Source organism: Roseateles sp., assembly GCF_019237615.1.
GTDB lineage: Bacteria > Pseudomonadota > Gammaproteobacteria > Burkholderiales > Burkholderiaceae_C > Pelomonas.
In genome coordinates this window covers 49,436-73,382 of record NZ_JAFAGT010000012.1, presented here as the reverse complement: position 1 = coordinate 73,382, position 23,947 = coordinate 49,436, and the positions used below count along the sequence as shown (strand labels likewise).

Sequence of the window (23,947 nt, the reverse complement as noted above, 5' to 3'; positions counted from 1 at the left end):
TCATCGATCTCCGAGTACCCAGCCCAGCGACAGCACGTAGCGGCTGCCACCCTCGACGCGCGTCACGCTGTGCTCGCAGGCGTCGGGCCGGAAGAACTTGATGCGCCGGCTCTGCCAGATCGGCGTCGCGCAGACGAACTCGCCGCCACGCGGCGAGGCCTTCAGGACGATGTTGAGCCGGTAATGGCGCCCGGCCCGCACCGGGTCCGTATGCGGTGGGATGGCGCTGCCCTCGGGGTAGCGGATCAGGTAGCTGTCGAAGGGCAGCGGCCAGCGCGCCGTGAGCAGCAGCATCTTGTCGTAGCCGCTGCCCTGGCGCCCGCGCTGCCACCTGAAGGCGGTGCGCAGGTAGCCCGCCAACATCACACCAGCACCCGCTCGATGCCGCCGTTGTTGGCCCTGGCCACGTAGTCGGGCATCCAGTTGTCGCCCAGGATCTGGCGCGCCATCTCGACGACGATGTAGTCGGCTTCCAGCAGGCCGTTCTGCAGGTCGTTGCCGTAGCGGCTCAGACCTTGCAGACAGCTGGGGCAGGAGGTGAGGATCTTCAGATTGTCGTCCGCCCCCACCTTGCCGCTCGCGCGCAACTGGGCTTCGGTCTTGCGCAGTTCCTCTTCCTTGCGGAAGCGCACCTGCGTGGAGATGTCAGGCCGCGTGACGCCCAGCGTGCCGCTCTCGCCGCAGCAGCGCTCGCTCTTGACGACACCCTCGCCCACCAGCGCCCTCACCGTCTTCATCGGCTCCTGCTGCTTCATCGGCGAATGGCAGGGGTCGTGGTACAGGTAGCTGCTCTTGGAGCCCAGCGTGATGCCCTTCTCCAGCAGGTACTCGTGGATGTCGATGATGCGGCAACCAGGGAAGATGTCCTCGAACTTGTAGCCCTGCAGCTGGTCGAAGCAGGTGCCGCAGCTGACCACCACGGTCTTGATGTCCAGGTAGTTCAACGTGTTGGCGACGCGGTGGAAGAGCACCCGGTTGTCGGTGATCATCTTCTCGGCCTTGTCGAACTGGCCCGAGCCGCGCTGCGGGTAACCACAGCACAGGTAGCCAGGCGGCAGCACGGTCTGCACACCGGCATGCCACAGCATGGCCTGCGTGGCCAGGCCCACCTGGCTGAACAGGCGCTCCGAGCCGCAGCCGGGGAAATAGAACACCGCCTCCGTCTCGCTCGCCGTGGCCGGCGGGCGAATGATGGGCACGTAGTTCTTGTCCTCGATGTCCAGGAGCGCCCGCGCCGTCTTCTTGGGCAGGCCGCCGGGCAGCTTCTTGTTGATGAAGTGGATGACCTGTTCCTTGACCGGCGCTGCGCCGACGGTGGCCGGCGGCGCGCTGGTCTGCTTGCGGCCTGCGGGCTTGAACAGGTCCACGGCCAGGCGCTGCGCCTTGAAGCCCAGGCCCACCATGGCCGTGCGCGCGAGCTTGATGGTTTCCGGGTTGGTCGCGTTCAGCATGAACATCGCCGCCGCGTTGCCGGGACGCCAGGTCTTCTGGCCCATCTTGCGCAACAGGTTGCGCATGTTCATCGTCACGTCGCCGAAGTCGATCTTGACCGGGCAGGGCGTCAGGCATTTGTGGCAGACCGTGCAGTGGTCGGCCACGTCCTCGAACTCCTGCCAATGCTTGATGGACACGCCGCGGCGCGTCTGCTCCTCGTACAGGAAGGCCTCCACCAGCAGCGAGGTGGCGAGGATCTTGTTGCGCGGGCTGTAGAGCAGGTTGGCACGCGGCACATGCGTCGCGCAGACCGGCTTGCACTTGCCGCAGCGCAGGCAGTCCTTGACCGAGTTGGCGATCTCGCCGATGTCGCTCTGCTGCATGATCAGCGACTCATGCCCCATCAGGCCGAAGGACGGCGTGTAGGCATTGCGCAGGTCCGCATCCTTCAGCAGCTTGCCCTTGTTGAAGCGGCCTTCGGGGTCGATGCGCTGCTTGTACTCGGTGAACGCGGCCAGCTCGGCGTCGCTCAGGAACTCGACCTTGGTGATGCCTATGCCGTGCTCGCCCGAGATGACGCCGTCCAGCGAGCGCGCCAGCGTCATGATGCGCGCCACGGCCTCGTGGGCCGTCTGCAGCATCTGGTAGTTGTCGCTGTTGACGGGGATGTTGGTGTGGACGTTGCCGTCGCCCGCGTGCATGTGCAGGGCCACCCAGACGCGGCCGCGCAGCACCTCCTTGTGGATGCGCTTGCACTCGGCCAGCAGCGGCTCGAAGGCCGCGCCGCTGAACAGGGCCTGCAGCGGCTTGAGGATCTGCGCCCGCCACGAGGCGCGCAGCTCATGCGTCTGCAACCGCTCGAAGAAACCGGCGCTGTCCAGGCCGTCCAGCCATTGGCGCCACTGCTCGCCCACCTCGCGCAGCAGCGCCAGCGCCTGCTGCACACGGTCCTCCAGCAGCTCGGCGCTGGGGATCTCGCCCGCGTCGTCGCTCTTGCCCAGCGGCAGTCGGCCGGCCGCAAACAGCGTCTGGAGCGCCGTCACCAGCTCCAGCTTGTTGCGCAACGAGAGCTCGATGTTGATGCGCTCGATGCCCAGCGTGTACTCGCCCATGCGGTGCAGCGGGATCACCACGTCCTCGTTCACCTTGAACGCGTTCGTGTGCTTGCTGATGGCCGCGGTGCGCTTGCGGTCCAGCCAGAACTTCTTGCGCGCGTCGGCGCTGACGGCGACGAAGCCCTCGCCCGAGCGGCCGTTGGCCAGGCGCACGACCTCGCTGGTGGCACGCGCCACCGCGTCGGCGTCGTCGCCGACGATGTCGCCCACCAGCACCATCTTGGGCAGGACGGCGCGCTTGCTCTTGGTCGCATAGCCCACCGCCTTCAGGTAGCGGTCGTCCAGATGCTCCAGGCCCGCCAGCAGCACGCCCGTGTCCGCGATCGAGAACATGTAGTCCTTGATGTCGACGATGCTGGGCACGCAGTCCTTGGGATTGCCGAAGAACTCCAGGCACACCGTGCGCGTGTGCGCGGGCATGCGGTGCACGATCCAGCGCGCGCTGGTGATGAGGCCGTCGCAGCCTTCCTTCTGTATGCCCGGCAGGCCGGCGAGGAACTTGTCCGTCACGTCCTTGCCCAGGCCCTCCTTGCGGAACACCCGGCCGGGGATGTCCAGCCGCTCGGTGCGCTCCAGCACCTTGCCGGTGGCGTCGAAGTAGCGCAACTCGAAGCTCGCGACCTCCACGTCGTGGATCTTGCCGAGGTTGTGGTTGAGGCGCTCGACCTCCAGCCACTTGGCCTCCGGCGTCACCATCTTCCAGCTCGCCAGGTTGTCCAGCGCCGTGCCCCACAGCACCGCCTTCTTGCCGCCCGCATTCATGGCCACGTTGCCGCCTATGCAGCTGGCCTCGGCCGAGGTCGGGTCGACCGCGAACACGAAGCCATTCGCCTCGGCCAGGTCCGCCACGCGCTGCGTGACGACGCCTGCCTCGCTGAAGATGGTGGGCACCTCGGCGGCGAGGCCCGGCAGGCGCAGCATCTCGACACCGCGCAGCGCCTCCAGCTTCTCGGTGTTGATGACGGCGCTGTTCCACACCAGCGGCACCGCGCCGCCCGTGTAGCCCGTGCCGCCGCCGCGCGGGATGACAGTCAGCCCGAGCTCGAAGCAGGCCCCCACCAGCCCGGCCATCTCGGCCTCGGTGTCGGGCGTCAGCACGACGAAGGGGTATTCCACGCGCCAGTCGGTCGCGTCCGTCACATGCGACACGCGCGACAGGCCGTCGAACTTGATGTTGTCCCTGGCCGTGTGGCGGGCCAGCGTCCTGGCAGCGCGCTTGCGCAGCGTGGTGACGCTGTCGAAGAACTGGGCGAACTCGGCCACCGCGCCGCGCGCGGCATTCAGCAACTCGCCCACGGCCGCGTCGCGCTGCGGGTCGCTCGCCGGGTCGCGGCGCTTCTGCACCTCGGCCAGGCGGTGGTGCAAGGCCTCGATCAGCAGGGCACGGCGCTTGGGGTTGTCCAGCAGGTCGTCCTGCAGGTAGGGGTTGCGCTGCACCACCCAGATGTCGCCCAGCACCTCGTACAGCATGCGCGCGGATCGACCCGTGCGCCGCTCCAGCCGCAGCTTGTCCAGCAGCTCCCAGGCCCGGGGGCCCAGCAAGCGGATGACGATCTCGCGGTCGGAGAACGACGTGTAGTTGTACGGAATTTCGCGCAGGCGCGGCGCGTCGGTGTCGGCGGCTGCAGCGGCCTCCGGCAGCAGGGGATGCGGGGCGTTCATAGAGGGAAAGGATCGTAGCGCAGGGGGTTTCACCCCAGAATGCGCGGGATGAAGCCCTGGCCCTATCCCCTTTGGCTGGCCCACCGCGGCGCCGGCCCGCTCGCCCCGGAGAACACGCTGGCCGCGTTCAGGCGGGGCCATGGCTTCGGCTTCCGAGCCTTCGAATGTGACGTCAAGCTCAGCCGGGACGGCGAAGCCTTCCTGCTGCATGACGACACGCTCGAGCGCACCAGCAACGGCCGGGGCTCGCCCGCCGGCATGGACTGGGCGACGCTGGCCCGGCTGGACGCCGGCAGCTGGCACAGCCCGCCCTATGCCGCCGAGCCGCTGCCGCGCTTCGCGCAGATTGCCGCCTTCTGCCAGGCCAATGCCTGCATGCTCAACGTCGAGATCAAGCCCTGCCCCGGCGACGAGGCGCGCACGGGCGCGGCCGTCGCGCGCGAAGCCGCGCGGCTGTGGGCCGGCGCGCTGCCGCCGCTGCTGAGCAGCTTCAAGCCCGAGGCCCTGGCCGCCGCTCGCGACGCGGAGCCCGCCCTGCCCCGCGCACTCCTGCTGGACGAACTCTGGCCCGGCTGGCCCGAGGTCGCCGAGGCGTTGGGCGTCGTCGCCGTCATCACGAACTGGCAGCTGATGGAGCGCAGCCTCATCGAGCGCCTGCACGCCAACGGCTGGCGGGCGCTGGTCTACACGGTGAATGACGCCGCGGTGGCCCAGCGGCTGATCGCCGACGGCATAGACGGTCTCATCACGGACGAGGTGGACCGGCTCGGCCCCGGCGAACCATGACCCCAGGGAGAGAACGATGAAGCTCAAGTCCGCCACCGCGCTGCTGGCCGGCTGGCTCGCCCTTGGCACGGTGCTGGCCGCGCCAGAATGCGACGCCCCGCCTCAGGTCGATCTCGCCAAGATCCAGGCTCGCGTCATCGTCGTCGGAGAGTTGCGTGGCACCGAGCAGGCGCCAGCCTTCGTGGGTCAACTGGTCTGCGGCCTGCTGAAAAGCGGCCGGCCGGTGATTCTGGCGTTGGAACGCGAGGGCCAGGAGCAGGTGGCGTTGAACAGCTACCTGGCTTCTGCCGGCCGGCCCTCGGATGTACGGGCACTCGTCGGCACCGGCGCCTGGGCGGGCCCCTTCCAGGACGGCGGCAGCAGCGAGGCCATGCTGGCGCTGATCGAACAGGTGCGCCTATGGCGGCAGGCGGGCCAGCGCGTGGGCGTGCTGGCCATGCGGTTCGATCGCCACCCTATCGCCCCGCCTGCCACCGACCGGAGCACGTTCTCCGATGCTGATATCGCACGCTACGAGGCCATCCTCGAACGCACGATGGCAGACAAGGTCTGGGTCACGCAGATCACGCACCAGGGCTACACCATCGTTGCGTTGGCCGGCAACGTGCTGACGACGCTTGACTTCAAGGCAAGGGTCCGCGCGAACGGCCCATCGTTCGCCGAGATGCTCGCAAGCTACACGTCGATCCATGTCATCGGGCTCAACACCAGCGCAGGCGGCACCCGTTGGCAGCAACGGCCAAACGGCAAGAGCGGCCCGGGCCCGTTGACCGCGGGGCCGATGTTCATCGCCGGCACCCGCATCGACACCGAGGTCGACCTCGGCCAGATCACTGCCTCGCCGCCGGCCAGCGCCGCGCGCTGACGCCGCTCAACCCGCGATGCGCGCGTAGACGCAGGTGTCCCGCGGCGCACCGTCCACGCCCAGGCTGTCGCAGCGCAGAATGCCCTCCAGCTCGAAGCCGCAGCGCTGCGCGACGGCACGGCTTTTCGCGTTGTGCGAGTCCATCCGGATCTCGACGCGCCTGGCACCCAGCTGGCCGAACGCCAGCGCAGCCAGCAGCTGCACGGTCTCGCTGGCATGCCCCTGGCCCTGCGCCTCGGGACGTACCCAATAGCCGATCTCGAAGCGGCGCACGGCCCAGTCGATGCGGTGCAGCCCCGTGCCGCCCAGCAGGCGGCCGGCGCTGCCGTCGGCGCGGCGGGCATGCATGTGGAAACACAGGTCGCGACGGGCGATGAAGTCGGCCTGCATGCGGCGCACGACGAGCTCCGAACTCTCGGCCGTGGGCGCCTCCTGCGCCCACGGCATCCAGGGCCGCAGGTGCGAGAGGGACTGCGCGATGACCACAGCCATCTCCGCCCCCGTGCCGGCGCGCGGCACCAGCAGCACGGTGCGCTCGCCGGTCAGGCGCTCGGGAACGTCGATCAGCGGGGCTTCGATGCTCATGCCGTCACAACCTCCACCGGCTTGGGCAGCTCGCGCACGCCGCGTATCACCGGATGCCGCCAGGCCAGCGTCGCCAGCAGGCAGGCACCCGCGCCCGAGAAGGCCAGCGCCGAGCGCAGCCCCATATGCTCGCCCAGCCAGCCGCCGATCAGCGCGCCAGGGCCGGCCGGCAGCAGGATGAGCCAGCGCATGGTGCTCGTCATGCGGCCCAGCATGGGCGCCGGCGTGACGGCCTGGCGCAGCGACAGGAAGTTGATGAAGATCAGCACGGCGCCGACGCCGAAGGCGAACAGCATCAGCGCGAAGCTGGGCACACCCCAGCGCGCCGGCATCGCCGCCAGTTGCGCCCAGCCGGCCCCGCAGGCCGCGAAGCCCAGCACCAGGCAGGGCCCCGGGCCGACACGGCGGCTGATGCGGTGGCCGAACACGCTGGCCAGCACGGTGCCGGCCCCCAGCGCGACATAGGACAGGCCCACCGTCTGCGGGCTCAGCTGCAGCTCGCGCGTGGCGTACAGGATCTGCACCACCAGCGCCGCGTTGTGAAAGAGCTGCCAGCAGCCCACCGCCGTGGCCAGGCTCACGAGCAGCCGGCGTTCGCGCACGAAGCGAAGGCCGGCCTTGAGCTCGGTCCAGAAATGCTGGTCGCGCCGCGCCGCCAGCGTCTCCTGCACGCGGATGCCGCGCAGGATGCCGGCCGACACCAGCAGCAGCCCCGCGTTCACGGCCAGTGCCAGCGGCGCGCCCAGCAGCTTGATCAGCGCGCCCGCCAGCCCCGGCCCGGCCACTTCGGCGCCCGAAGAAGCCAGCGCGTTCTTCGCATGGGCCTCCACCAGGCGCTCGCGCGGCACCACCTGGGTCAGCACGATCTGCGCCGCGCTTCCGGCCACCGTGTAGACGCAGCCCAGCACGAAGCCGACGACGTACAGCCAGCCCATGCCCAGCCAACCCAGCCAGGCAGCCAGCGGCACGGTGGCCACGGCCACCGCCAGCAGGCTCTCGCCCCAGATGTAGACGGGCAGCTTGCGGACGCGGTCCAGCAGCACGCCGGCCGGCAGCGAGAACAACACGAAGGGAAGGATCTCCATCGCCTGCAGCAGGCCCATCTGCGTGGGGCTGGCTTGCAGCAGCACGGCCGCCGTCAGCGGCAGGGCCAGCATGGTGATCTGGCCACCGAGCGAGGACGTCAGGATGGACGACCACAGGCGGCGGTAGACCGCGTCGCGCAGCAGGTCGCCGGGCGCGAGGGTGAAGAACTGGATCAGGCGGGAGAACATGACGGGCTGCTTTCGAGACTCGACAGGCGGGGGCGGCCCCGCCGGGAAAGGACGCGCGTGAGGCGCGTCAGTCGAGGTCGAGCAACTTGGTCATGAGCGGCATGCTAGCAGCGCGGCCGGCCGGTGTCGCGTGCCGGCCGTCATGATCGACGCAACACCAGCTCGGCATGGCCGGTCGCCGCGTCGAAGGCGCGCCCCAGCGAGCCGGCAGGCAGCGGCGCGACGAGCAGCTCGGCCGTCGTGCGCACCGTGCAGCCGGCGCACACATGGCCGCCGATGACCCGGCCCGCGGCATCGGCGACGCTGGCATGCAGGTGAGCACCGTCCGGCGTCAGGCTGCCGCTCAGCGTCAGGATCTCCAGCGGCCCGGCGATGGGGGTCGGCTCCGGCTCGCCGGCCAGGCGCAGCTGCGCCTGCGACAGGCTGCCTATGCCCGCCACGACGAAGCCCGTGCGCCCGGTCGCCTCCAGCGCGCCGCGCAGGTCGTCGCCGGGGTTCAGGCGCAGCGCCTCCAGCATCACCAGCCCACCGCCGCGCCGTCGCGGCGCGGATCGCTGGCGGCCACATAGCCTTCGACCCCCGGCTCGCCCAGCCGCCAGATGAACTGGCCGGCGCCGAAGTCCTGATAGCTGTCATGGATGTCGCCGATCTGGTGGCCGCGCGCCTGCAGCGCCGCGACGGTGGCCCCCGGCATGTGCGGCTCGACGTTGATGGACAGGCCCTCGTTGAAGCGCCAGCGCGGCGCGTCGCAGGCTGCCTGCGGGTTCTGGCCATAGCTGAGCATGCGCACCAGCGTCTGCAGGTGGCCTTGCGGCTGCATGTTGCCGCCCATAACGCCGAAGCTCATGACGGGCGCGCCGTCGCGGGTCAGGAAGCCGGGGATGATGGTGTGGAAGGGCCGCTTGCCCGGCGCGACCCGGTTCGGATGGCCCGCCTCCAGCGTGAAGCAGTGGCCGCGGTTCTGCAGGCTGACGCCATAGCCCGGCAGCACCAGGCCGGAACCGAAGCCCATGTAGTTGCTCTGGATGAAGCTGACCATCATGCCGCGCTCGTCGGCCGCAGTCAGGTAGATGGTGCCGCCCTTGACGGGGTTGCCGGCACCGAAGACCTGGGCACGGGCCGGGTCGATGAGCCTGGCGCGGGCGGCGAGGTAGCCGGGATCCAGAAGTTGCTCCGCGCCGACCGGCATCGACCCCGGCTCGGCGACAAAGCGGTAGACGTCGGCGAAGGCCAGCTTCATCGCCTCGATCATCAAGTGCTGGGCCTCGGGGCTGTCCACCGCATGCGCCGCGATATCCCAATGCTCCAGCAGCCCCAGTGCCATCTGCGCCGCGATGCCCTGGCCGTTGGGCGGGATCTCGTGCAGCGTGTGGCCGGCGAAGTCCTTGGCCAGCGGCGCGACCCATTCGGGCCGGTAGGCCGCGAGGTCGGCCTCGGTCAGCGCGCCACCGGTCTCGCGGGCGAAGCGGGCCAGCGCGGCAGCCATCTCGCCGCGATAGAAGGCCTCGCCCCGGCTCTCGGCGATCAGCCTCAGGCTGCGTGCCGCGTCTGGGAAGCGGAACAGCTCGCCCACCTCTGGCGCACGGCCCCGGGGCAGGAAGGCCGGCGCAAAGCCGGGCTGCGACGTGAGCTCGCCCAGCGCCGCGGCCATGGCCCACTTGCCCTGCACGATGGGCGGCACGGCGTAGCCGCGCTCGGCGATCTCGATGGCCGGCTGCATCAGGTCCGCGAACGGCAGCCGGCCGAAGCGCTCGCTCAGGGCAGCCCACCCCCCGACGGCGCCCGGCACCGTCACCGAGCCCCAGCCGCGCCTGGGCATGGCCGGCCCTTCGAAGGACTCCGGTGTCCATGCGGCGGGCGCCGGTCCGGACGCGTTGAGGCCGTGCAGGCGGCTGCCGTCCCACAGGATGCAGAAGGCGTCCGATCCCAGGCCGTTGCTGCAGGGCTCCACAAGCGTCATGCAGGCCGCGGTGGCAATGGCCGCGTCGACCGCATTCCCGCCCACCTGCAGCACGCGCAGGCCGGCCTGAGCCGCAAGCGGATGCGAGGTCGAGACGATGTTGCGCGCGAACAGCGGGCTGCGCCGGCTCGGATAGCCGGTCTTCCAGTCGAAGAGAGTCATGGCGCCCGATTCTGGCCGTTGTAATGTTTTGCAACGCAGGTTGTGGGGGTCAACCGGCGGCGGCGGGGCCTCGTTGTCTCCACAAGCTCTCGCGAGCCCGAACCGAAATCTCAACCACCCTGGAGCCTTGAAGATGAACACGCTGAAGACCACCCTCGCTACCGCCCTCATCACGCTCGCCTCGGGCGTGGCCCTGGCGCAGACCCCGGCCCCGGCCGCAACGCCTGCACCGGCCACCAAGCCGGCCGCCGCCACGACGACGGCGATGCCCGCTGCGGCCACCGCGCCCGCCGAAGCGGCCAGCGGTGCCAAGCATGGCCACAAGCACCATGCCAAGAAGAAGCACGCCGAGGCCAAGACCGGCGACGCTCCCGCCAAGACCGACACCAAGGCACAGTAAGCGCAACTGCGCTACACGCAAGGCCGCAGCCCGCCAGGCTGCGGCCTTTTCCTTTGTGGGAGCTCAGCCAACACTTTGCCGGCCAATCGTGAACTGCGTCGCGAAGCGGCTCGCCTTCCCCCGCATCGGGGCGTGGTGCGCCCGAGGAAAGGCTTCCTAGACTGGCGAGCTACGCCAACCCTCCCCACGCCCGATGCGCCGACTCGCCCTTCTCGCCGCCGTTTTCGCCACCTGCGCCGCGCATGCCGCGCCGGTCACGCTAGGCCTGGACGCCAGCCTCAACCTGCTGGCCTTCGGCAACATGAACGTGAGCAGCAGCGACGTGGAGGGCCGCGTGGCCGTCGGCGGCAACGCCAACATCAGCGGCTATTCGATCAACACCAAGACCGGCTCCAGCGCGCTGTACGCCGGCACGGGCCTCACCGTGGGCGGCAACCTGACCTTCACGAGCGGATCGATCTGGGGTGGCGTGCAGGTGGGCGGCAGCTACACGCCATCGCAGTCCGGCACGGTCAAGGGCGGCGTGCAGTCCGGCACGGGCATCGATTTCGCCGCAGAGCGCGCGCGGCTGAGCCAGCTCTCGCAAGCCTGGGACGCGATGGCCAACACCGGCTCGGCCTACGACCAGTGGGGCACGCTGCACTTCAACGCGAGCGGCCAGTCGTTGGCCGTCTTCGACGTCCAGGCCTCGGACCTGCTGAAGAACATGCAGATCGACGGGCTGGCCGCCGGCTCGCAGGTGCTCATCAACGTGCACGGCAGCATGGTGGACTTCGGCAACCACGGCTACACGGGCTTCGAGAAGGGTCAGGTCATCTTCAACCTGGTCGACGCCGTCAGCGTGCTGCTCAACGGCGGCATCAACGCCTCGCTGCTGGCGCTGGACGCCACGGTCAACCCGGGCTGGGGCCAGATCAACGGCCAGGTGGTCGTGAACAACTGGAACACCAGCATGCAGGTGAACGACGCGCCCATCCCGGGCACGACCAGCGTGCGACCGCAGACGCCGACGGCGCAGGCGCTGCCGGAGCCGGGCTCGGTCGCGCTGGTCGGTTTGGGCCTCGCGGCGCTGCTGGCCGCCGGCCGCCGCGCCCGCCGCTGATCAGCGGATGGGCGCGATATCGCGCAGCGCCTTCACGGCGCCGGCGCCGATGGCCGCGCCGAAGCGCTTGGCCAGGCGCTCGGCCACGTTGTCCTTGGGCGTGTAGTCGACGACCTCCTCGGCCTTGACGACCTCGCGCGCCACGTAATCCAGGTTGCCGAAGTGATCGGCCAGCCCCATCGTGACGGCCTGCTCGCCATTCCAGAACAGGCCCGAGAAGGTGTCGGGCGTCTCCTTGAGCCGCTTGCCACGACCCTCGCGCACGACGGTGATGAATTGCTGGTGGATCTGGTCCAGCATGGCCTGGGCATAGGCCCGCTGCTTGGGTTGCAGCGGGCTGAACGGGTCCAGCATGCCCTTGTTCTCGCCGGCGGTCAGCAGGCGGCGCTCGACACCCAGCTTGTCCATCAGCCCGGTGAAACCGAAGCCATCCATCAGCACGCCGATGGAGCCCACCACCGAGGCCTTGTCGACGTAGATCTCGTCGGCCGCCGCGGCGATGTAGTAGGCACCCGATGCGCACATCTCCTCGACGACGGCATAGACCGGCTTGTCGTACTGCTGGCGCAGCCGCTTGATCTCGTCGTAGACGATGCCGGCCTGCACCGGGCTGCCGCCGGGCGAGTTGATGCGCAGCACGACGGCCTGGGCAGCATCATCCTTGAAGGCGTCCTTCAGCGCGGCAAGCAGCAGCTCGGCACTGGCCTCGGAGTCGGCGGCGATCTCGCCGCGCACCTCGACGAGTGCCGTGTGCGGCGTGGCCGACGGCGTCAGGTGCCGGCCCTGCCACACGCCGTAGACGAGCAGGATTGCCAGCGCGAGCCAGAACAGCCGGAAGCTCGTACGCCAGCGCCGCTCGATGCGCCGCTCGTGCAGGAAGTCGCGCGCCAGCTGGGCCAGCAAGGCCTCGTGCTGCGGCGCCACGCGGGGCGGCGGAACGCCCACGGGCTCTTGCATGGGAGGCGGCAGGTCGTCGTCGGGAGTGCTCATGTCAACCTTCGAAGGCGGGTTGGGTGTCGCGCGTCGGGTGCCAATACACCTGACCGTCGCGTTCAGTCAGTTCTATCTTCGTCAGCCGCCCACGGGTGCAGGGGCCCATCAGGCACTGGCCGGTCAGGGGGTCGTAGACCGCGCCATGGATGCTGCACATGATGTAGCGCTTGTCGCGGTCGAGGAACTCGCCCTCCTGCCAGTCCATCTCGGTAGGCACATGGGCGCAGCGGTTCAGATAGGCCACGGCCTGGCCGTCGAAGCGCAGCGCGAAGGCGCGCACCGGCTCGCGCCACTGGATGACGTCGAAGCCGACGGCCTTGCCGCGCTCCTGCAACTCGGTCGACGCGCACAGGCGCTGCGGCGGCGAGGCATCGTGCTCAGGCATGCTGGATCAGCCAGTCGTGCAGTTCGCGCGTGGAATGCGCGACGAACAGCGGTCCGTGCTCGGCAAAGGTCTCGGGGTCATGCGCGCCGAAGCTGACACCCACGCTCGCCACGCCGGCATTGGCCGCCAGCAGCAGGTCATGCGTGGTGTCACCGACCATCAGCGTGCGCTCGGGCTCGGTACCGAACTCGCGCATCAGCTCCAGCAGCATCTGCGGGTGCGGCTTGGAACGCGTCTCGTCGGCCGTACGGCTGCCGTCGAACATGCTCGTCAGCTCGGCATGGGCCAGCACGCGGTCCAGGCCCACGCGGTTCTTGCCGGTGGCGACGGCCAGCCAGTGGTGGCGCGCCTTCAAGGCCTTCAGCATCTCCAGGCTGCCGTCGAACAGCGACACCTCGTGCTCGGAACCCAGGTAGTGGTGGCGATAGTGCAGGCCCAGCTCGCCGTAGCGGTCGTGCGACAGACCCGGCACCACATGCTCCAGCGCGTCGCGCAGGCCCAGGCCAATGACGTACTTGGCGCGCTCGAACTCGGGCTCGGGTTCGCCGATGTCGACGGCCGCGCGCTGGATGCAGCGCGCGATCAGGGCGGTGGAATCGAACAGGGTGCCATCCCAGTCGAAGGCGATCAGGTCAAAGCGTTGGGGTCTCATGGGTTCATCAGCTTCGCACAGTCCGGCGGCAGCGGCGCTTCCAGCGTCATCTCGGCCCCGGTGGCCGGATGGGTGAAGCGCAGCCGGCGGGCGTGCAGGAACATGCGGTCGAACTTCAGCGCGCCGCGCGCCAGCTCGCGGTTGCGCTCGAAGTCGCCGTACTTGGGGTCGCCCACGATGGGGTGGCCGGCCTGCTGCAGGTGGACGCGGATCTGGTGCGTGCGGCCGGTCTTGATGGTCACATCCAGCAGGCTGAAGCGCGGCGTCCGTTGAGCGACCTTGACGAGGCTGATGGAGCGCTTGGCCTGCGCCTCGTCCGGCTTGCCGGGCCTCACCCAGCGCTCGCCGTCGCTGCCGACGAACTTCACGAGGGGCACGTCGACGACCTTGAGCTTGTCGGGCCAGTCGCCCCACACCAGCGCGGCATAGGTCTTGCCGGTCTCGCGGTCGCGCAACTGGTCCTGCAGGTTGACGAGCGCGCTGCGCTTCTTGGCGATCATCAGGAGACCCGAGGTCTCCTTGTCCAGCCGGTGCACCAGCTCCAGGAACTTGGCCGTCGGGCGCGCGCGGCGCAGTGCCTCGATGACGCCGTAGCTGACGCCCGAACCGCCATGCACGGCAACGCCGGCCGGCTTGTCGATGACCAGCAGATGCTCGTCCTCGAAGACGACCGGGAACTCGCGCGCCGGCACCTCGGGCGCGGCCGCCTTCTCGGGCAGGCGCACCGGCGGGATGCGCACCTCGTCACCCAGCTCGACGCGCGTGTCGGCCTGCGCCCGCCCCTTGTTGACGCGCACCTCGCCCGAGCGGATGAGCCGGTAGACATGGGTCTTGGGCACGCCCTTGAGCTCGCGCAACAGGAAGTTGTCCAGGCGTTGGCCAGCCGATCCATCGTCCACGACGACGCGCCGAACCGAGGGTTTGTCCGTACCCACAGCGGATGTCAACGCCGTGGCGGGGGCCTCAGGGCCTGCCCCTATAATCCTTTTCACCACGTTGCTGCCGTAAGTGTTTGATTTTTTTGATTTTAGCGGCGGCAATGCGGGGCCGGTGGGGCTAGCCCCCTGGCCACAACCAGGCGATGCAACGCATCTTGCGGTCGGCAGGCGGTTTCCCCAAGTGAAACGGCGGTCGGCAACAGGGTGCGGCAGAGCGATGACACCCGGAACCCACCGGCTCCTCTTCAAAAGTCCAGAAACGAGAAGAGCGCCGGCTGCCAAACAAGGTTTTCACGGCGTGAGCGCGCGTGGTCCGATCCAACGACCGGACCGCAAAGGCTTGCGCCAGCGTCCAGCAGTCCTTCGCGGATGAGCCCTTTCCTCCCCCACCCGCTGCGCCCCGCCGCGCGACCCCAGCCAGAAGCTGCGGTGGTCGCCTGGCCCGGCGCGTTCGCGTTCACGCGCGGCTGGGTCGAGGCTGGACTCCGCCGTGCCATGACCGCCCGGTCGCATGCGCCAACGCCGCCCGGCGTCTGACCCCCGTCAGAAACCCGAGCGGTCCAGGGCACTCCTTCCACGGTTCCACGCTGTCGCTCGTGCGTCTTGAACGCCACCTGCGGGTGGCATGACGTGGCGCGTCTCCGCACGGGGCGCGCGAGGAGTGATGACATGAAACGCATGCTGATCAATGCGACGCAGCCGGAAGAGCGGCGCCTCGCGATCGTCGACGGCCAGAAGCTGCTGGACTTCGAGACCGAAATCGAAGGCCGCGAACAGCGCAAGGGCAACATCTACAAGGCCGTCGTGACGCGGGTCGAGCCCTCGCTCGAGGCCTGCTTCGTCGACTACGGCGAGGACCGCCACGGCTTCCTGCCGTTCAAGGAAATCTCGCGCCAGTTCTTCCGCGAAGGCGCGGACGTCAAGAACGCGACGATCAAGGACGCGATCAAGGAAGGCCAGGAGCTGCTGGTCCAGGTCGAGAAGGAAGAGCGCGGCAACAAGGGTGCGGCGCTGACCACCTTCATCTCGCTGGCCGGCCGCTACCTGGTGCTGATGCCCAACAACCCGCGCGGCGGTGGCGTGAGCCGCCGCATCGAGGGCGAGGACCGCGAGGAGCTGAAGGAGAACCTCGACCAGCTCGAGTACCCCAAGGGCATGAGCCTGATCGCCCGCACCGCCGGCATCGGCCGTTCCGCCGCCGAGCTGCAGTGGGACCTCAACTACATGCTCAAGCTCTGGACCGCGATCGATGACGCGTCCAAGGGCGGCAAGGGCGCCTTCCTGATCTACCAGGAGAGCAGCCTCGTCATCCGCGCGATCCGCGACTACTTCACCGCCGACATCGGCGAGATCCTGATCGACACCGACGACCTGTTCGAGCAGGCCCACCAGTTCATGAACCACGTGATGCCCGACCAGGGCCATCGCGTGAAGCGCTACCGTGACGACGCGCCGCTGTTCAGCCGCTTCCAGATCGAGCACCAGATCGAGACGGCCCACAGCCGCACGGTGAACCTGCCCTCGGGCGGCGCCATCGTCATCGACCACACGGAAGCCCTCGTCTCCGTCGACGTCAACTCGGCCCGCGCCACCCGCGGCGGCGACATCGAGGAGACCGCCACCCGCACCAACCTCGAAGCGGCCGACGAGATCGCCCGCCAGATGCGGCTGCGCGACCTGGGCGGCCTGATCGTCGTCGACTTCATCGACATGGAGGAGAGCAAGAACCGCCGTGACGTGGAACAGCGCCTGCGCGACGCGCTGCGCAACGACCGCGCACGCGTTCAGTTCGCCTCGATCAGCAAGTTCGGCCTGCTGGAAATGAGCCGCCAGCGCCTGCGCCCGGCGCTGAGCGAAGGCAACCACATCACCTGCCCGCGCTGCAACGGCACCGGCCACATCCGCGACACCGAGTCGTCGGCGCTGCAGATCCTGCGCATGGTCCAGGAAGAGGCCATGAAGGACAACACCGCCGCCGTGCATGTGCAGGTGCCGGTGGAGGTGACCTCGTTCCTGCTGAACGAGAAGCGCACCGAGATCACCAAGATCGAACTGAAGCAGCGCGTCACCGTGCTGCTGGTGCCCAACAAGCACCTCGAGACGCCCAACTACAAGCTGGAGCGCCTGCGCCATGACGATCCGCGCCTGGAGAACCTGCAGGCCAGCTACACGATGATCGAGGAGCCGCAGGACGAGGTGGGCATCACCCGCCGCGGCGACATCGAGAAGAAGAACAAGCAGGAGCCCGTCATCAAGGGCATCCTGCCCGAGCAGCCCGCGCCCGTCGCCGCACCGGCGCCTGCGCCCGTCGCGGCACCGGCCCCCGCGCCCGTGGCGGCCACACCCGCACCGGCCGCCAAGGGCTTCTTCAGCCGCCTGATCAGCTTCTTCGGCGGTGGCGACTCGGCCCCGGCCCCCGTGCCGACCGTGGAGGCGCCCGCCCCCGCCGCCACCGACAAGCCCAAGCGCGAAGGCGGCCGTGACGGCCGCCGCGACGGTGGCCGCGATGGCCGCCGTGGCGAACGTGGCGAACGTGGCGAACGTGGCGAACGTGGTGAGCGTGGTGAGCGTGGCGAACGCGGTGGCCGCCGTGACGGCAAGCCGCAGGAGGCCCGCAGCGAGCGTGGCGAACGCACCGACCGCAACAACAAGCGTGCCGAAGGCGGCGACAAGCCCGAACAGCAGCAACGCCCCGAGCGTGGCGAACGCAGCGAGCGCCAGGAGCGCCAGGAGCGCCGCCCGCGTGGCGAGCGCCAGGAACGCCAGGAGCGCCCGCCGGTCGAGGCCGCCCTGCCGGCGACCGCGCCGCTGAGCGAGGACCTGACCGCGGTCCACGATGCGCCGCCCGCCTTCATTGACAGCCAGGCCGAAGCCGCCCTGCCTCCGACCGGCGACACGCCGGCCGGCGAAGAGCGCCAGGGCCGCGGCCGTCGCCGCCGCCGTGGAGGTCGTGACCGTGAGGAGCAGGCCGGTGCGGCCGGCACCGAGGGCGCCGTCGAAGCCGGCACGGACACGCCGGCCGAAGCCGCCGCGGCTGACGCCACGCCGGTGGTCGAGAGCGATGACACCGGCGAAGGCCATGGCCGCGAAAACCGCCGTCGCGGTGGCCGCAACCGCAATCGCAACCGCCGCGAGGAAGGCGCCGTCGATGGACAGGACACCCCGGTCGCCCACGAGACCGCAGCCGCCGAACCGGCCGCGCCCGCCGCCCCGGTGCAGAGCTCGCTGATCGAGGAGGCCATTGCCGCCGCGCCGGCCTCGGCACCCGTGGTCGCGGCGCCCGCGCCGGTCCAGGCTCCCGCCCCCGTCGCCGAAGCCTTCAAGCTGCCGATGAACGAGCTGCAGGCCATCGCCGCAGGCGCCGGTCTGCAATGGGTCAACTCGGACGCCGGCAAGATCGCCGCCGCCCAGGCCGCCATCGCCGCCGAGCCTGCGCCGGCCGCGCTGGGCCGCGAGCCGGCGCCGGTCGTCGTCGTCGACGAGGGCCCGCTGGTGCTCGTCGAGACCCGCAAGGATCTGAGCCAGGTCAAGCTGCCCTTCGAGGCATGACCCCTCAGGGTTGACCCCTAGAGCGCCGCCGGCCACAAGCCGGCGGCGTTTTGCTTTGTCGAGCTTCACCGAGGCCTTCCATGACCACGACTACCGCGAACCCCCACGCGAACACGGCGCCGGCCAAGATGCCGCCGCAGATCCCCTACATCATCGGCAACGAGGGGTGCGAGCGCTTCAGCTTCTACGGCATGCGCAACATCCTGACGGTGTTCATGATGACCAGCCTGCTGCTGGCCATCCCCGAGGAGATGCGCAAGGCCGAGGCCAAGGAGGTGTTCCACACCTTCGTCATCGGCGTCTACTTCTTCCCGCTGCTGGGCGGCTGGCTGGCCGACCGCTTCTTCGGCAAGTACCCCACCATCTTCTGGCTCAGCCTCGTCTACTGCGCAGGCCACGCCTGCCTGGCATTCTTCGAGAACAACATCCGCGGGTTCTACTTCGGCCTGTTCCTGATCTCGCTGGGCTCGGGCGGCATCAAGCCGCTGGTCAGCAGCTTCGTCGGCGACCAGTTCGACAAGGGCAACCGCTCGCTGGCGCAGAAGGTCTATGACGCGTTCTACTGGATCATCAACTTCGGCTCGTTCTTCGCGTCGCTGCTGATGCCCGTCATCCTCAAGACCTTCGGCGCCGGCGTGGCCTTCGGCCTGCCCGGCGTGCTGATGGGCCTGGCCACGCTGATCCTGTGGAGCGGCCGCAAGAAGTATGTGCACCAGCCGGCCCGCGGCGCCAACCCACACAGCTTCCTGAAGGTGGTGTGGACGGCGCTGAAGGGCGGCAGCCTGGGGCTGGGCGTCGCGGCGCTGGGCCTGGTCGGTGCGGCCTACAGCCTGAGCCAGATGGGCGGCCTGGGCTTTGTCGCCGCGGTCTGCCTGGCGCTGGTTCTGGTGATGGGCTTCGGTGGCGCGGGCGCCGCGCTGCAGCTGGAGCGCGCGCGCGGCATCCACTCCGACGAGGCCGTGGACGGCGCACGCGCCGTGCTGCGCGTGCTGGTGCTGTTCGCGCTGGTCACGCCGTTCTGGTCTCTGTTCGACCAGAAGGCCTCCACCTGGGTGCTGCAGGCCGACCAGATGGCCAAGCCCGAGTGGTTCCAGTCTTCCATGATGCAGGCACTGAATCCGGCGCTGGTGATGATCCTCATCCCCTTCAACAACATGGTGCTCTACCCGACGCTGGCACGCATGGGCCTGAAGGTGACGGCGCTGCGCCGCATGGGCGCGGGCATCGCGCTGGCCGGCGCGGCCTGGATCGTGGCCGGCGTGCTGCAGCTGTGGCTGGACGAGGGCGCCACCGTCAGCATCGTCTGGCAGATGCTGCCCTATGCGCTGCTGACGCTGGGCGAGGTGCTGGTCTCGGCCACCGGCCTGGAGTTCGCCTACAGCCAGGCCCCGCTGTCCATGAAAGGCACCATCATGAGCTTCTGGAGCCTGTCGGTGACGGTGGGCAACCTCTGGGTGCTGCTGTCCAACGTCAGCATCAAGAGCCCGGCGGCGCTGCAGGCCATCCATTCCACCGGCTACAGCGAGACGGCCTGCCTGATGTTCTTCTTCGCCGGCTTCGCACTGCTGGCCGCACTGCTGTTCGCGCTGGTGGCGCGGCGCTATCCGATGCAGAACAACTACCGCGGCTGACGCCCGCCCGCGGCGGCGGCCTGGGTGAAATTACCCGCGCCGCCCGCCGCATGGGGCCGCCCGCTACGCTCTACGATGCCGCCCGGTGCCCGCCGGGCGGCATTTCCTTTTTTGACGGCCCCTGATGACCCAGCGTCCCTACATCGACCCGACGTCTGCGGCGGCCGACGCGCGCACGCCCCCTCCGGAGGCTCAGGCGGCCTGGCAGCAGGCCTCGCATCGCCCGCGCCACGGGCCGGGCCGCCCGCCGCGAGCCGCCCCGGTGGACAGGCCGAGTTATTTCGCCAGCCATTGGCGCGGCGAGCAGAGCCTGCCGCGCAGCTACTGGCTGAACAACTTCCTCGTCGCCATGCCGCTGGCGCTGCTGCTGACCGGCCTGATGAGCTGGATCAGCGTCAAGGGCGATTCGCTGCAGGTCAGCGCCATCGTCTTGCTGCTGGGCTTCCCGCTGCTGGTGGCGCTGGACGTCTGGTGCCTGGTCGGCACCTGGCGCTCCGCCACGGCCTATCTGCACCGCCACGGCTCGCTGTTGTGGGGCTGGCTGGCCCGCATCACCCTGGTGGTGGGCAGCCTGCAACTGGCCGCCTCGGTGCTGTTCGGCTTCCTGCCCGGCCTGGGCGAGTTCTGGCAGATGGCGCGCGGCATCGACCCCATAGGCCAGGCCAGTTTCAGCTTCTCGGCCGATGGTCGCAGCCTGCGCCTGGATGGCGTCATCGGCATGGGCGACGGCGAGCGCCTGCGCACATTGCTGGACAGCGAGGCGGCGCGCGGTCTCAAGCGCGTGGAGCTCTCCTCCCCCGGCGGCCGCCTGCGCGAGGCCGAGCGCATGGCCGGCGCGCTGAAGGAGCACCGCCATGAGGCGCGTGCCGTGGGCACCTGCGCCAGCGCCTGCACGCTGGTCTTCCTCGCCGGCAACCCGCGCCACCTGGCGCCGGAGGGGCAGTTGGGTTTCCACCGCGCCTCGACCGGCACCTACAACCCGGTCTTCGAGGAACTGGCCAACCAGCAGTTGGCCAAGACCTACCGCGAGCTGGGCCTGCCGCAGAGCATGATCGAGAAGACGCTGCGCACCCCGTCGAACAGCATGTGGTTCGTATCACGCGACGAGTTGCAGGCCTATGCGCTGATCGCGCCCTCGCCGCGGACCCTGGCCATCCCGCTGCCACCTGCCGCGGCGCCCCTGGCCGACTACGACGACGCGCTGCGCTTGCACCCGGCCTGGGAGGCGCTCGAGAGGCGAGCGCCCGGCGCCATAGACGCCGTGGCCCGGCGCATGTCGGCAGCCCGCGCGGCTGGCGCCGCCGACGAGGATGTGCAGGCCACCGCACTGGCGCCGCTGGCGGAGCGCATGCCCGGCCTGGTCCACGGCGCGAGCACGGCGCTGCGCCGCCGCTATGTGCAGATCGTCGCCGATCAGCTGAAGGCGCTGCGCGCGCCGCCCCAGCCCGGCACCCGGCCGGCCTGCCGCGACCTGCTGGACGGCCGCCTCGGCGCGCGCCAGCAGATGCCGCAGGAGCTGCAGGTCCGCGAGACCAAGTGGCTGCTGGACGCGGCCAGCGACACGCCGCCACGCTGGCAGCCCAAGCCGCCCAGCGCCATCGAGATGGAGGTGCTGGCTCGCTCGGTGGGGTCGACCGCGCAGGGCATGCTGGCCCGGCTGTGGGCCGACACGCCCGACGGCCCCGGCGCCGGCACCGCCTGCGAGCCCGTCATTGCCATGCTGGACCGCCTGCCTGCCCAACCGCCGGCGCGACGCGAGCTGGCCGAGAGACTGCTGTTCCACGCCCGCTGAGAAGCGGCTAACTGTTTTCTGCATGGAGTTGCGCTGGTGACCCGCATTTGTCGTCTGCCCCTGCCCGGCGCCCTGCTGGCCCTGGGCCTCACGGCCCAAGCCGAGCCCACGGCCATCAGCTTCGACACCACGCCGAGCGCCGGCCAGCATCAGCGCCAGTTGATCGATCTGCAGGCCGTCATGCGCATGCGCGTCGAGGCCGGCCCCGATGCCACGGACGAACAACGCGCCAAGATCGCCAAGGCGGCCGAGCGCATGGGCCAGATGGGGTCGATGAAGATGGCCATGCAGATGGAGCAGACGCTGGAGGTCGGAGCGGCCGATGCCAGCGGCTGGCTGCCGTTGACCGTGACGGTCGCCGACAAGGGCGGCAACGTGGAGATGGGCGGCAAGACCATGCCACAGCCAAGGCCCCGGGCCGGGAACATGAGTTTCTCGGCCCGCTTCAATCCCAGGGACTTCGACTTCGAGATGCAGAAGCTCGAGGGCGGTTCGCCGGAGCTCAATGCGGCCGTGAAGCAGCAGGCCACGACCATGATCGGCGAGACGCTGCAGCTGCACAAGGCACTGAGCCAGCGGCCGCTGAAGGTCGGCGAGAGCGTGGAGGTGCCGTTCAGCATGCCCGTGCCCATGCCGAGCGGCGCGGGCCAGATGCAGAGCGCGCTGCGCTACACGCTCGTGCGTGTGACCCAGGGCGTGGCCCACTTCGACCTGAGCATGGACCTCAAGATGGACCTCAACGCCCCGCTGCCCCAGCCCGCGGCGTCCGCGGGCGGCACCGATGCGGCGGGCACCCCACCCAGGATGCTGCAGATGGTGGCCACCGGCCGCGGCAAGGGCACGAGCTCGCTGCGCCTGGCCGACCGGCTGCCGCTGGCCAGCCGCCTGGCAATGAACATGGAGATGACGATGAACGCCCCCGACAACGGCCTCATGCGCATCGCCATGGACATGGTCATGCAGTCCAAGGGCGAATCGCTGGCCGGGCCGGCGGCCCGGAACAAGCCTTAGAGCTTTTCGACGACGACGAAGCTGACTGCGTAGTCGCTCTCGTCGCTGAGCGTCACCTGCCCGCTCAGGCCGCGCGCGGCGAACCAGTCCGCCAGCGCGCCGGAGAGCCTCAGCACCGGCCGGCCGCTGGCCTCGTTGAGGATCTGGCAGTCGGGCAAGCGCATGGGCAGGTGCAGGCCCAGGCCGACGGCCTTGCTGAAGGCTTCCTTGGCGGAGAAGCGTGTCGCCAGGTAGCGCAGGCCCCGTGCCTCGGAGCGCGCGCGGCGGGCGCGGAAGACCTGCAGCTCGTCGGGCCCCAGCACCTTCTCGGCAAAGCGCTCGCCACGACGGGCCAGCGTGGCCTCGATGCGGCGGATATCGCAGATGTCGGTGCCAATGCCGTAGATCATGGGAAGGCGAACACCAGGTTGGGGATGGGCTGGCCGTCGAGCATGAAATCGGTCTCGCCGATGATGCGCCCGCCCTCTCGGCCGTAGAAGCGCCGGGCGCCCTCGTTGCCCGCCCAGACGCTGAGCCACAAGGCCTCGCCCGGCCAGGTGGCACGCGCGGCGGCCAGCAGCCGTGCGCCCAGGCCGCGCCCGGTACAGGGCGGAGCGACGTAGAGCCGCTCCAGCTCCACCCGAAGCGGCTCGGCCGCCGGTGCCGGCACGCCGTGCCTGAGCTGGGCAAAGCCTTGCAGGGCGCCCCCCTCGCCCTCCGTCAACCATAGGACCTGCAGCGGGTCGGCGATCAGTTGCTCGAACACGGCCGGCGTGAAGGACTCGGCCAGATAGGGCAGGAAGCGCGCCTCCACGCCGTCCGCGGCATAGCTGTCCAGCCACACCCATCGGGCCAGCGCCGCGAGGCGGGGCGCGTCGTCCGCGCGGGCACGGCGCGGGCTCACGCGTAGGCCGTCGCGATGACGCGCAGATAGGCCTTCACCGTCTCGGCGTAGCCCAGTTCAAGGGCGTCGGCGACGAGGGCGTGGCCGATGGAGGCCTCAAGCACGCCGGGCACATGGCGCAGGAAGACGCTAAGGTTGTCGCGATTCAGGTCGTGGCCGGCATTCAGCCCCAGGCCCACCTTCAGCGCGGCCGAAGCCGTGGCCGTGAAGCCGGCCAGCACCTCGGCCTGGCGCGGCGTACCGAAGGCGCTGGCGAAGGTCTCGGTGTAGAGCTCGATGCGGTCCGCGCCCAGCTCGGCCACGGCAGCCATCGCGGCGGGGTTGGGGTCCATGAACAGGCTGACGCGCACGCCCAGGTCCTGGGCCTCGCGGATCAGCGGCCGCAGGCGTTCGGCATCGGCCGGCAGCGTCCAGCCATGGTCGGACGTGAACTGGTCCTCGGCGTCTGGCACGAAGGTGACCTGATGCGGGCGGTGGCGACGCACGAAGTCCATCAGGTTCTGCGTCGGGTTGCCCTCGATGTTGAACTCGGCCTGCGGCCACTCGCGCAGGACGGCGGCCAGGTCGTCCACGTCGGCGCTGCGGATGTGGCGCGCATCGGGTCGCGGGTGCACCGTGATGCCTTGCGCGCCGGCCAGCAGGCACTGCTCGGCGGCGCGCAGCACGCTGGGGATGCCCAGGTGGCGGGTGTTGCGCAGCAGCGCGACCTTGTTGACGTTGACCGACAGGGCGCAACGGGCGCCGGCGTGGGCTAAGGGGTTCATGGCG

General features: G+C 69.8%; 21 protein-coding genes. 8 read left to right on the top strand and 13 right to left on the bottom strand.

Going from position 1 to position 23,947, the window contains the following annotated elements; translation table 11 throughout:
- The gene (locus JOY88_RS02320) at positions 1–363 is read right to left on the bottom strand and encodes a 2OG-Fe(II) oxygenase family protein (RefSeq protein WP_293500048.1); all 363 of its coding nucleotides are present in this window, start codon (positions 361–363) and stop codon (positions 1–3) included.
- The gene (locus JOY88_RS02315) at positions 363–4,211 is read right to left on the bottom strand and encodes a DUF3683 domain-containing protein (RefSeq protein ID WP_293500046.1); all 3,849 of its coding nucleotides are present in this window, start codon (positions 4,209–4,211) and stop codon (positions 363–365) included. Before JOY88_RS02315 ends, JOY88_RS02320 begins: the two co-directional genes overlap by 1 nt.
- Positions 4,212–4,259: 48 nt before the next feature.
- On the opposite strand from JOY88_RS02315, the gene ugpQ reads away from it, so the two are divergent.
- Both ugpQ and JOY88_RS02305 read left to right on the top strand, forming a co-directional pair.
- Positions 4,260–4,997: a glycerophosphodiester phosphodiesterase gene (ugpQ, locus tag JOY88_RS02310; protein WP_293500044.1), complete on the top strand. Its 738-nt coding sequence runs from the start codon at positions 4,260–4,262 to the stop codon at positions 4,995–4,997.
- Positions 4,998–5,013: 16 nt separating this feature from the next.
- Positions 5,014–5,862, top strand: a complete 849-nt coding sequence (locus JOY88_RS02305) for a hypothetical protein (RefSeq protein ID WP_293500042.1) — start codon at positions 5,014–5,016, stop codon at positions 5,860–5,862.
- A gap of 6 nt (positions 5,863–5,868) precedes the next feature.
- Here JOY88_RS02305 and JOY88_RS02300 read toward each other — a convergent pair whose 3' ends face one another.
- The 4 genes from JOY88_RS02300 to JOY88_RS02285 form a co-directional block, all read right to left on the bottom strand.
- Positions 5,869–6,447 (bottom strand): GNAT family N-acetyltransferase, encoded by a 579-nt coding sequence (locus JOY88_RS02300; protein WP_293500041.1) that lies wholly within the window; start codon positions 6,445–6,447, stop codon positions 5,869–5,871.
- A complete protein-coding gene (locus JOY88_RS02295; protein ID WP_293500039.1) occupies positions 6,444–7,721 on the bottom strand; it encodes an MFS transporter in 1,278 nt (425 codons plus the stop codon). The genes JOY88_RS02300 and JOY88_RS02295 overlap by 4 nt, the downstream gene beginning before the upstream one ends.
- A gap of 140 nt (positions 7,722–7,861) precedes the next feature.
- Complete coding sequence (locus JOY88_RS02290) at positions 7,862–8,239, bottom strand: PPC domain-containing DNA-binding protein (RefSeq protein ID WP_293500038.1); 378 nt, start codon at positions 8,237–8,239, stop codon at positions 7,862–7,864.
- Positions 8,239–9,843 carry a gamma-glutamyltransferase family protein gene (locus JOY88_RS02285; RefSeq protein ID WP_293500036.1) on the bottom strand — a complete coding sequence of 535 codons (1,605 nt, stop codon included), beginning with the start codon at positions 9,841–9,843 and terminating at the stop codon, positions 8,239–8,241. Before JOY88_RS02285 ends, JOY88_RS02290 begins: the two co-directional genes overlap by 1 nt.
- Positions 9,844–9,976: 133 nt before the next feature.
- Here JOY88_RS02285 and JOY88_RS02280 point away from each other — a divergent pair, with 133 nt between their 5' ends.
- Together JOY88_RS02280 and JOY88_RS02275 are read left to right on the top strand one after the other, a co-directional pair.
- Positions 9,977–10,243, top strand: coding sequence for a hypothetical protein (locus JOY88_RS02280; RefSeq protein WP_293500034.1), 267 nt, complete (start codon positions 9,977–9,979; stop codon positions 10,241–10,243).
- Positions 10,244–10,436: 193 nt separating this feature from the next.
- Positions 10,437–11,345, top strand: a complete 909-nt coding sequence (locus JOY88_RS02275; RefSeq protein ID WP_293500032.1) for a choice-of-anchor A family protein — start codon at positions 10,437–10,439, stop codon at positions 11,343–11,345.
- Here JOY88_RS02275 and JOY88_RS02270 read toward each other — a convergent pair whose 3' ends face one another.
- Genes JOY88_RS02270 through JOY88_RS02255 form a run of 4 tightly spaced genes read right to left on the bottom strand, consistent with a single transcriptional unit; the run spans position 11,346 to position 14,310 of the window.
- Positions 11,346–12,335: a S49 family peptidase gene (locus tag JOY88_RS02270; RefSeq protein WP_524539176.1), complete on the bottom strand. Its 990-nt coding sequence runs from the start codon at positions 12,333–12,335 to the stop codon at positions 11,346–11,348.
- A 1-nt stretch (position 12,336) separates the two neighbouring features.
- Positions 12,337–12,723 (bottom strand): Rieske (2Fe-2S) protein, encoded by a 387-nt coding sequence (locus tag JOY88_RS02265; protein ID WP_293500030.1) that lies wholly within the window; start codon positions 12,721–12,723, stop codon positions 12,337–12,339.
- On the bottom strand, positions 12,716–13,375 hold the full coding sequence (locus JOY88_RS02260; protein ID WP_293500028.1) for an HAD family hydrolase: 660 nt from the start codon (positions 13,373–13,375) through the stop codon (positions 12,716–12,718). The genes JOY88_RS02265 and JOY88_RS02260 overlap by 8 nt, the downstream gene beginning before the upstream one ends.
- A complete protein-coding gene (locus tag JOY88_RS02255) occupies positions 13,372–14,310 on the bottom strand; it encodes an RluA family pseudouridine synthase (RefSeq protein ID WP_293500026.1) in 939 nt (312 codons plus the stop codon). The genes JOY88_RS02260 and JOY88_RS02255 overlap by 4 nt, the downstream gene beginning before the upstream one ends.
- A 672-nt stretch (positions 14,311–14,982) precedes the next feature.
- Between JOY88_RS02255 and JOY88_RS02250 the strand changes: the two genes are divergently transcribed.
- From JOY88_RS02250 to JOY88_RS02235, 4 genes are all read left to right on the top strand, one after another.
- Positions 14,983–17,862: an Rne/Rng family ribonuclease gene (locus tag JOY88_RS02250; RefSeq protein WP_293500024.1), complete on the top strand. Its 2,880-nt coding sequence runs from the start codon at positions 14,983–14,985 to the stop codon at positions 17,860–17,862.
- Positions 17,863–17,942: 80 nt separating this feature from the next.
- Positions 17,943–19,493, top strand: a complete 1,551-nt coding sequence (locus tag JOY88_RS02245; RefSeq protein WP_293500022.1) for a POT-type proton-dependent oligopeptide transporter — start codon at positions 17,943–17,945, stop codon at positions 19,491–19,493.
- 124 nt (positions 19,494–19,617) lie between these two features.
- Entirely contained in the window at positions 19,618–21,285 is a 1,668-nt protein-coding gene (locus JOY88_RS02240) for a COG3904 family protein (RefSeq protein ID WP_293500020.1), read from the top strand.
- 36 nt (positions 21,286–21,321) lie between these two features.
- On the top strand, positions 21,322–22,296 hold the full coding sequence (locus JOY88_RS02235) for a hypothetical protein (protein ID WP_293500018.1): 975 nt from the start codon (positions 21,322–21,324) through the stop codon (positions 22,294–22,296).
- On the opposite strand, the gene acpS is transcribed toward JOY88_RS02235, so the two are convergent.
- From acpS to JOY88_RS02220, 3 genes are read right to left on the bottom strand one after another with little or no spacing between them, the layout of a single operon-like run.
- Entirely contained in the window at positions 22,293–22,685 is a 393-nt protein-coding gene (gene acpS / locus JOY88_RS02230) for a holo-ACP synthase (protein WP_293500016.1), read from the bottom strand. The two genes, JOY88_RS02235 and acpS, sit on opposite strands and share 4 nt — an antisense overlap.
- Positions 22,682–23,179, bottom strand: coding sequence for a GNAT family N-acetyltransferase (locus JOY88_RS02225; protein WP_293500014.1), 498 nt, complete (start codon positions 23,177–23,179; stop codon positions 22,682–22,684). The genes acpS and JOY88_RS02225 overlap by 4 nt, the downstream gene beginning before the upstream one ends.
- Positions 23,176–23,943, bottom strand: coding sequence for a pyridoxine 5'-phosphate synthase (locus JOY88_RS02220; RefSeq protein ID WP_293500012.1), 768 nt, complete (start codon positions 23,941–23,943; stop codon positions 23,176–23,178). The genes JOY88_RS02225 and JOY88_RS02220 overlap by 4 nt, the downstream gene beginning before the upstream one ends.
- Between the last annotated feature and the right edge of the window lie 4 nt (positions 23,944–23,947).

Bases quoted from the DNA above. Each gene is read 5' to 3' on its own strand.
- JOY88_RS02280 (WP_293500034.1), top strand. From the start codon at position 9,977: ATGAACACGCTGAAGACCACCCTCGCTACCGCCCTCATCACGCTCGCC.
- JOY88_RS02240 (WP_293500020.1), top strand. From the start codon at position 19,618: ATGACCCAGCGTCCCTACATCGACCCGACGTCTGCGGCGGCCGACGCG.
- JOY88_RS02285 (WP_293500036.1), bottom strand. From the start codon at position 9,843: ATGACTCTCTTCGACTGGAAGACCGGCTATCCGAGCCGGCGCAGCCCG.
- JOY88_RS02265 (WP_293500030.1), bottom strand. From the start codon at position 12,723: ATGCCTGAGCACGATGCCTCGCCGCCGCAGCGCCTGTGCGCGTCGACC.
- JOY88_RS02305 (WP_293500042.1), top strand. From the start codon at position 5,014: ATGAAGCTCAAGTCCGCCACCGCGCTGCTGGCCGGCTGGCTCGCCCTT.
- JOY88_RS02290 (WP_293500038.1), bottom strand. From the start codon at position 8,239: ATGCTGGAGGCGCTGCGCCTGAACCCCGGCGACGACCTGCGCGGCGCG.
- JOY88_RS02270 (WP_524539176.1), bottom strand. From the start codon at position 12,335: ATGAGCACTCCCGACGACGACCTGCCGCCTCCCATGCAAGAGCCCGTG.
- JOY88_RS02260 (WP_293500028.1), bottom strand. From the start codon at position 13,375: ATGAGACCCCAACGCTTTGACCTGATCGCCTTCGACTGGGATGGCACC.
- JOY88_RS02320 (WP_293500048.1), bottom strand. From the start codon at position 363: ATGTTGGCGGGCTACCTGCGCACCGCCTTCAGGTGGCAGCGCGGGCGC.
- JOY88_RS02300 (WP_293500041.1), bottom strand. From the start codon at position 6,447: ATGAGCATCGAAGCCCCGCTGATCGACGTTCCCGAGCGCCTGACCGGC.
- JOY88_RS02275 (WP_293500032.1), top strand. From the start codon at position 10,437: ATGCGCCGACTCGCCCTTCTCGCCGCCGTTTTCGCCACCTGCGCCGCG.
- acpS (WP_293500016.1), bottom strand. From the start codon at position 22,685: ATGATCTACGGCATTGGCACCGACATCTGCGATATCCGCCGCATCGAG.
- JOY88_RS02245 (WP_293500022.1), top strand. From the start codon at position 17,943: ATGACCACGACTACCGCGAACCCCCACGCGAACACGGCGCCGGCCAAG.
- ugpQ (WP_293500044.1), top strand. From the start codon at position 4,260: ATGAAGCCCTGGCCCTATCCCCTTTGGCTGGCCCACCGCGGCGCCGGC.
- JOY88_RS02315 (WP_293500046.1), bottom strand. From the start codon at position 4,211: ATGAACGCCCCGCATCCCCTGCTGCCGGAGGCCGCTGCAGCCGCCGAC.
- JOY88_RS02295 (WP_293500039.1), bottom strand. From the start codon at position 7,721: ATGTTCTCCCGCCTGATCCAGTTCTTCACCCTCGCGCCCGGCGACCTG.
- JOY88_RS02220 (WP_293500012.1), bottom strand. From the start codon at position 23,943: ATGAACCCCTTAGCCCACGCCGGCGCCCGTTGCGCCCTGTCGGTCAAC.
- JOY88_RS02250 (WP_293500024.1), top strand. From the start codon at position 14,983: ATGAAACGCATGCTGATCAATGCGACGCAGCCGGAAGAGCGGCGCCTC.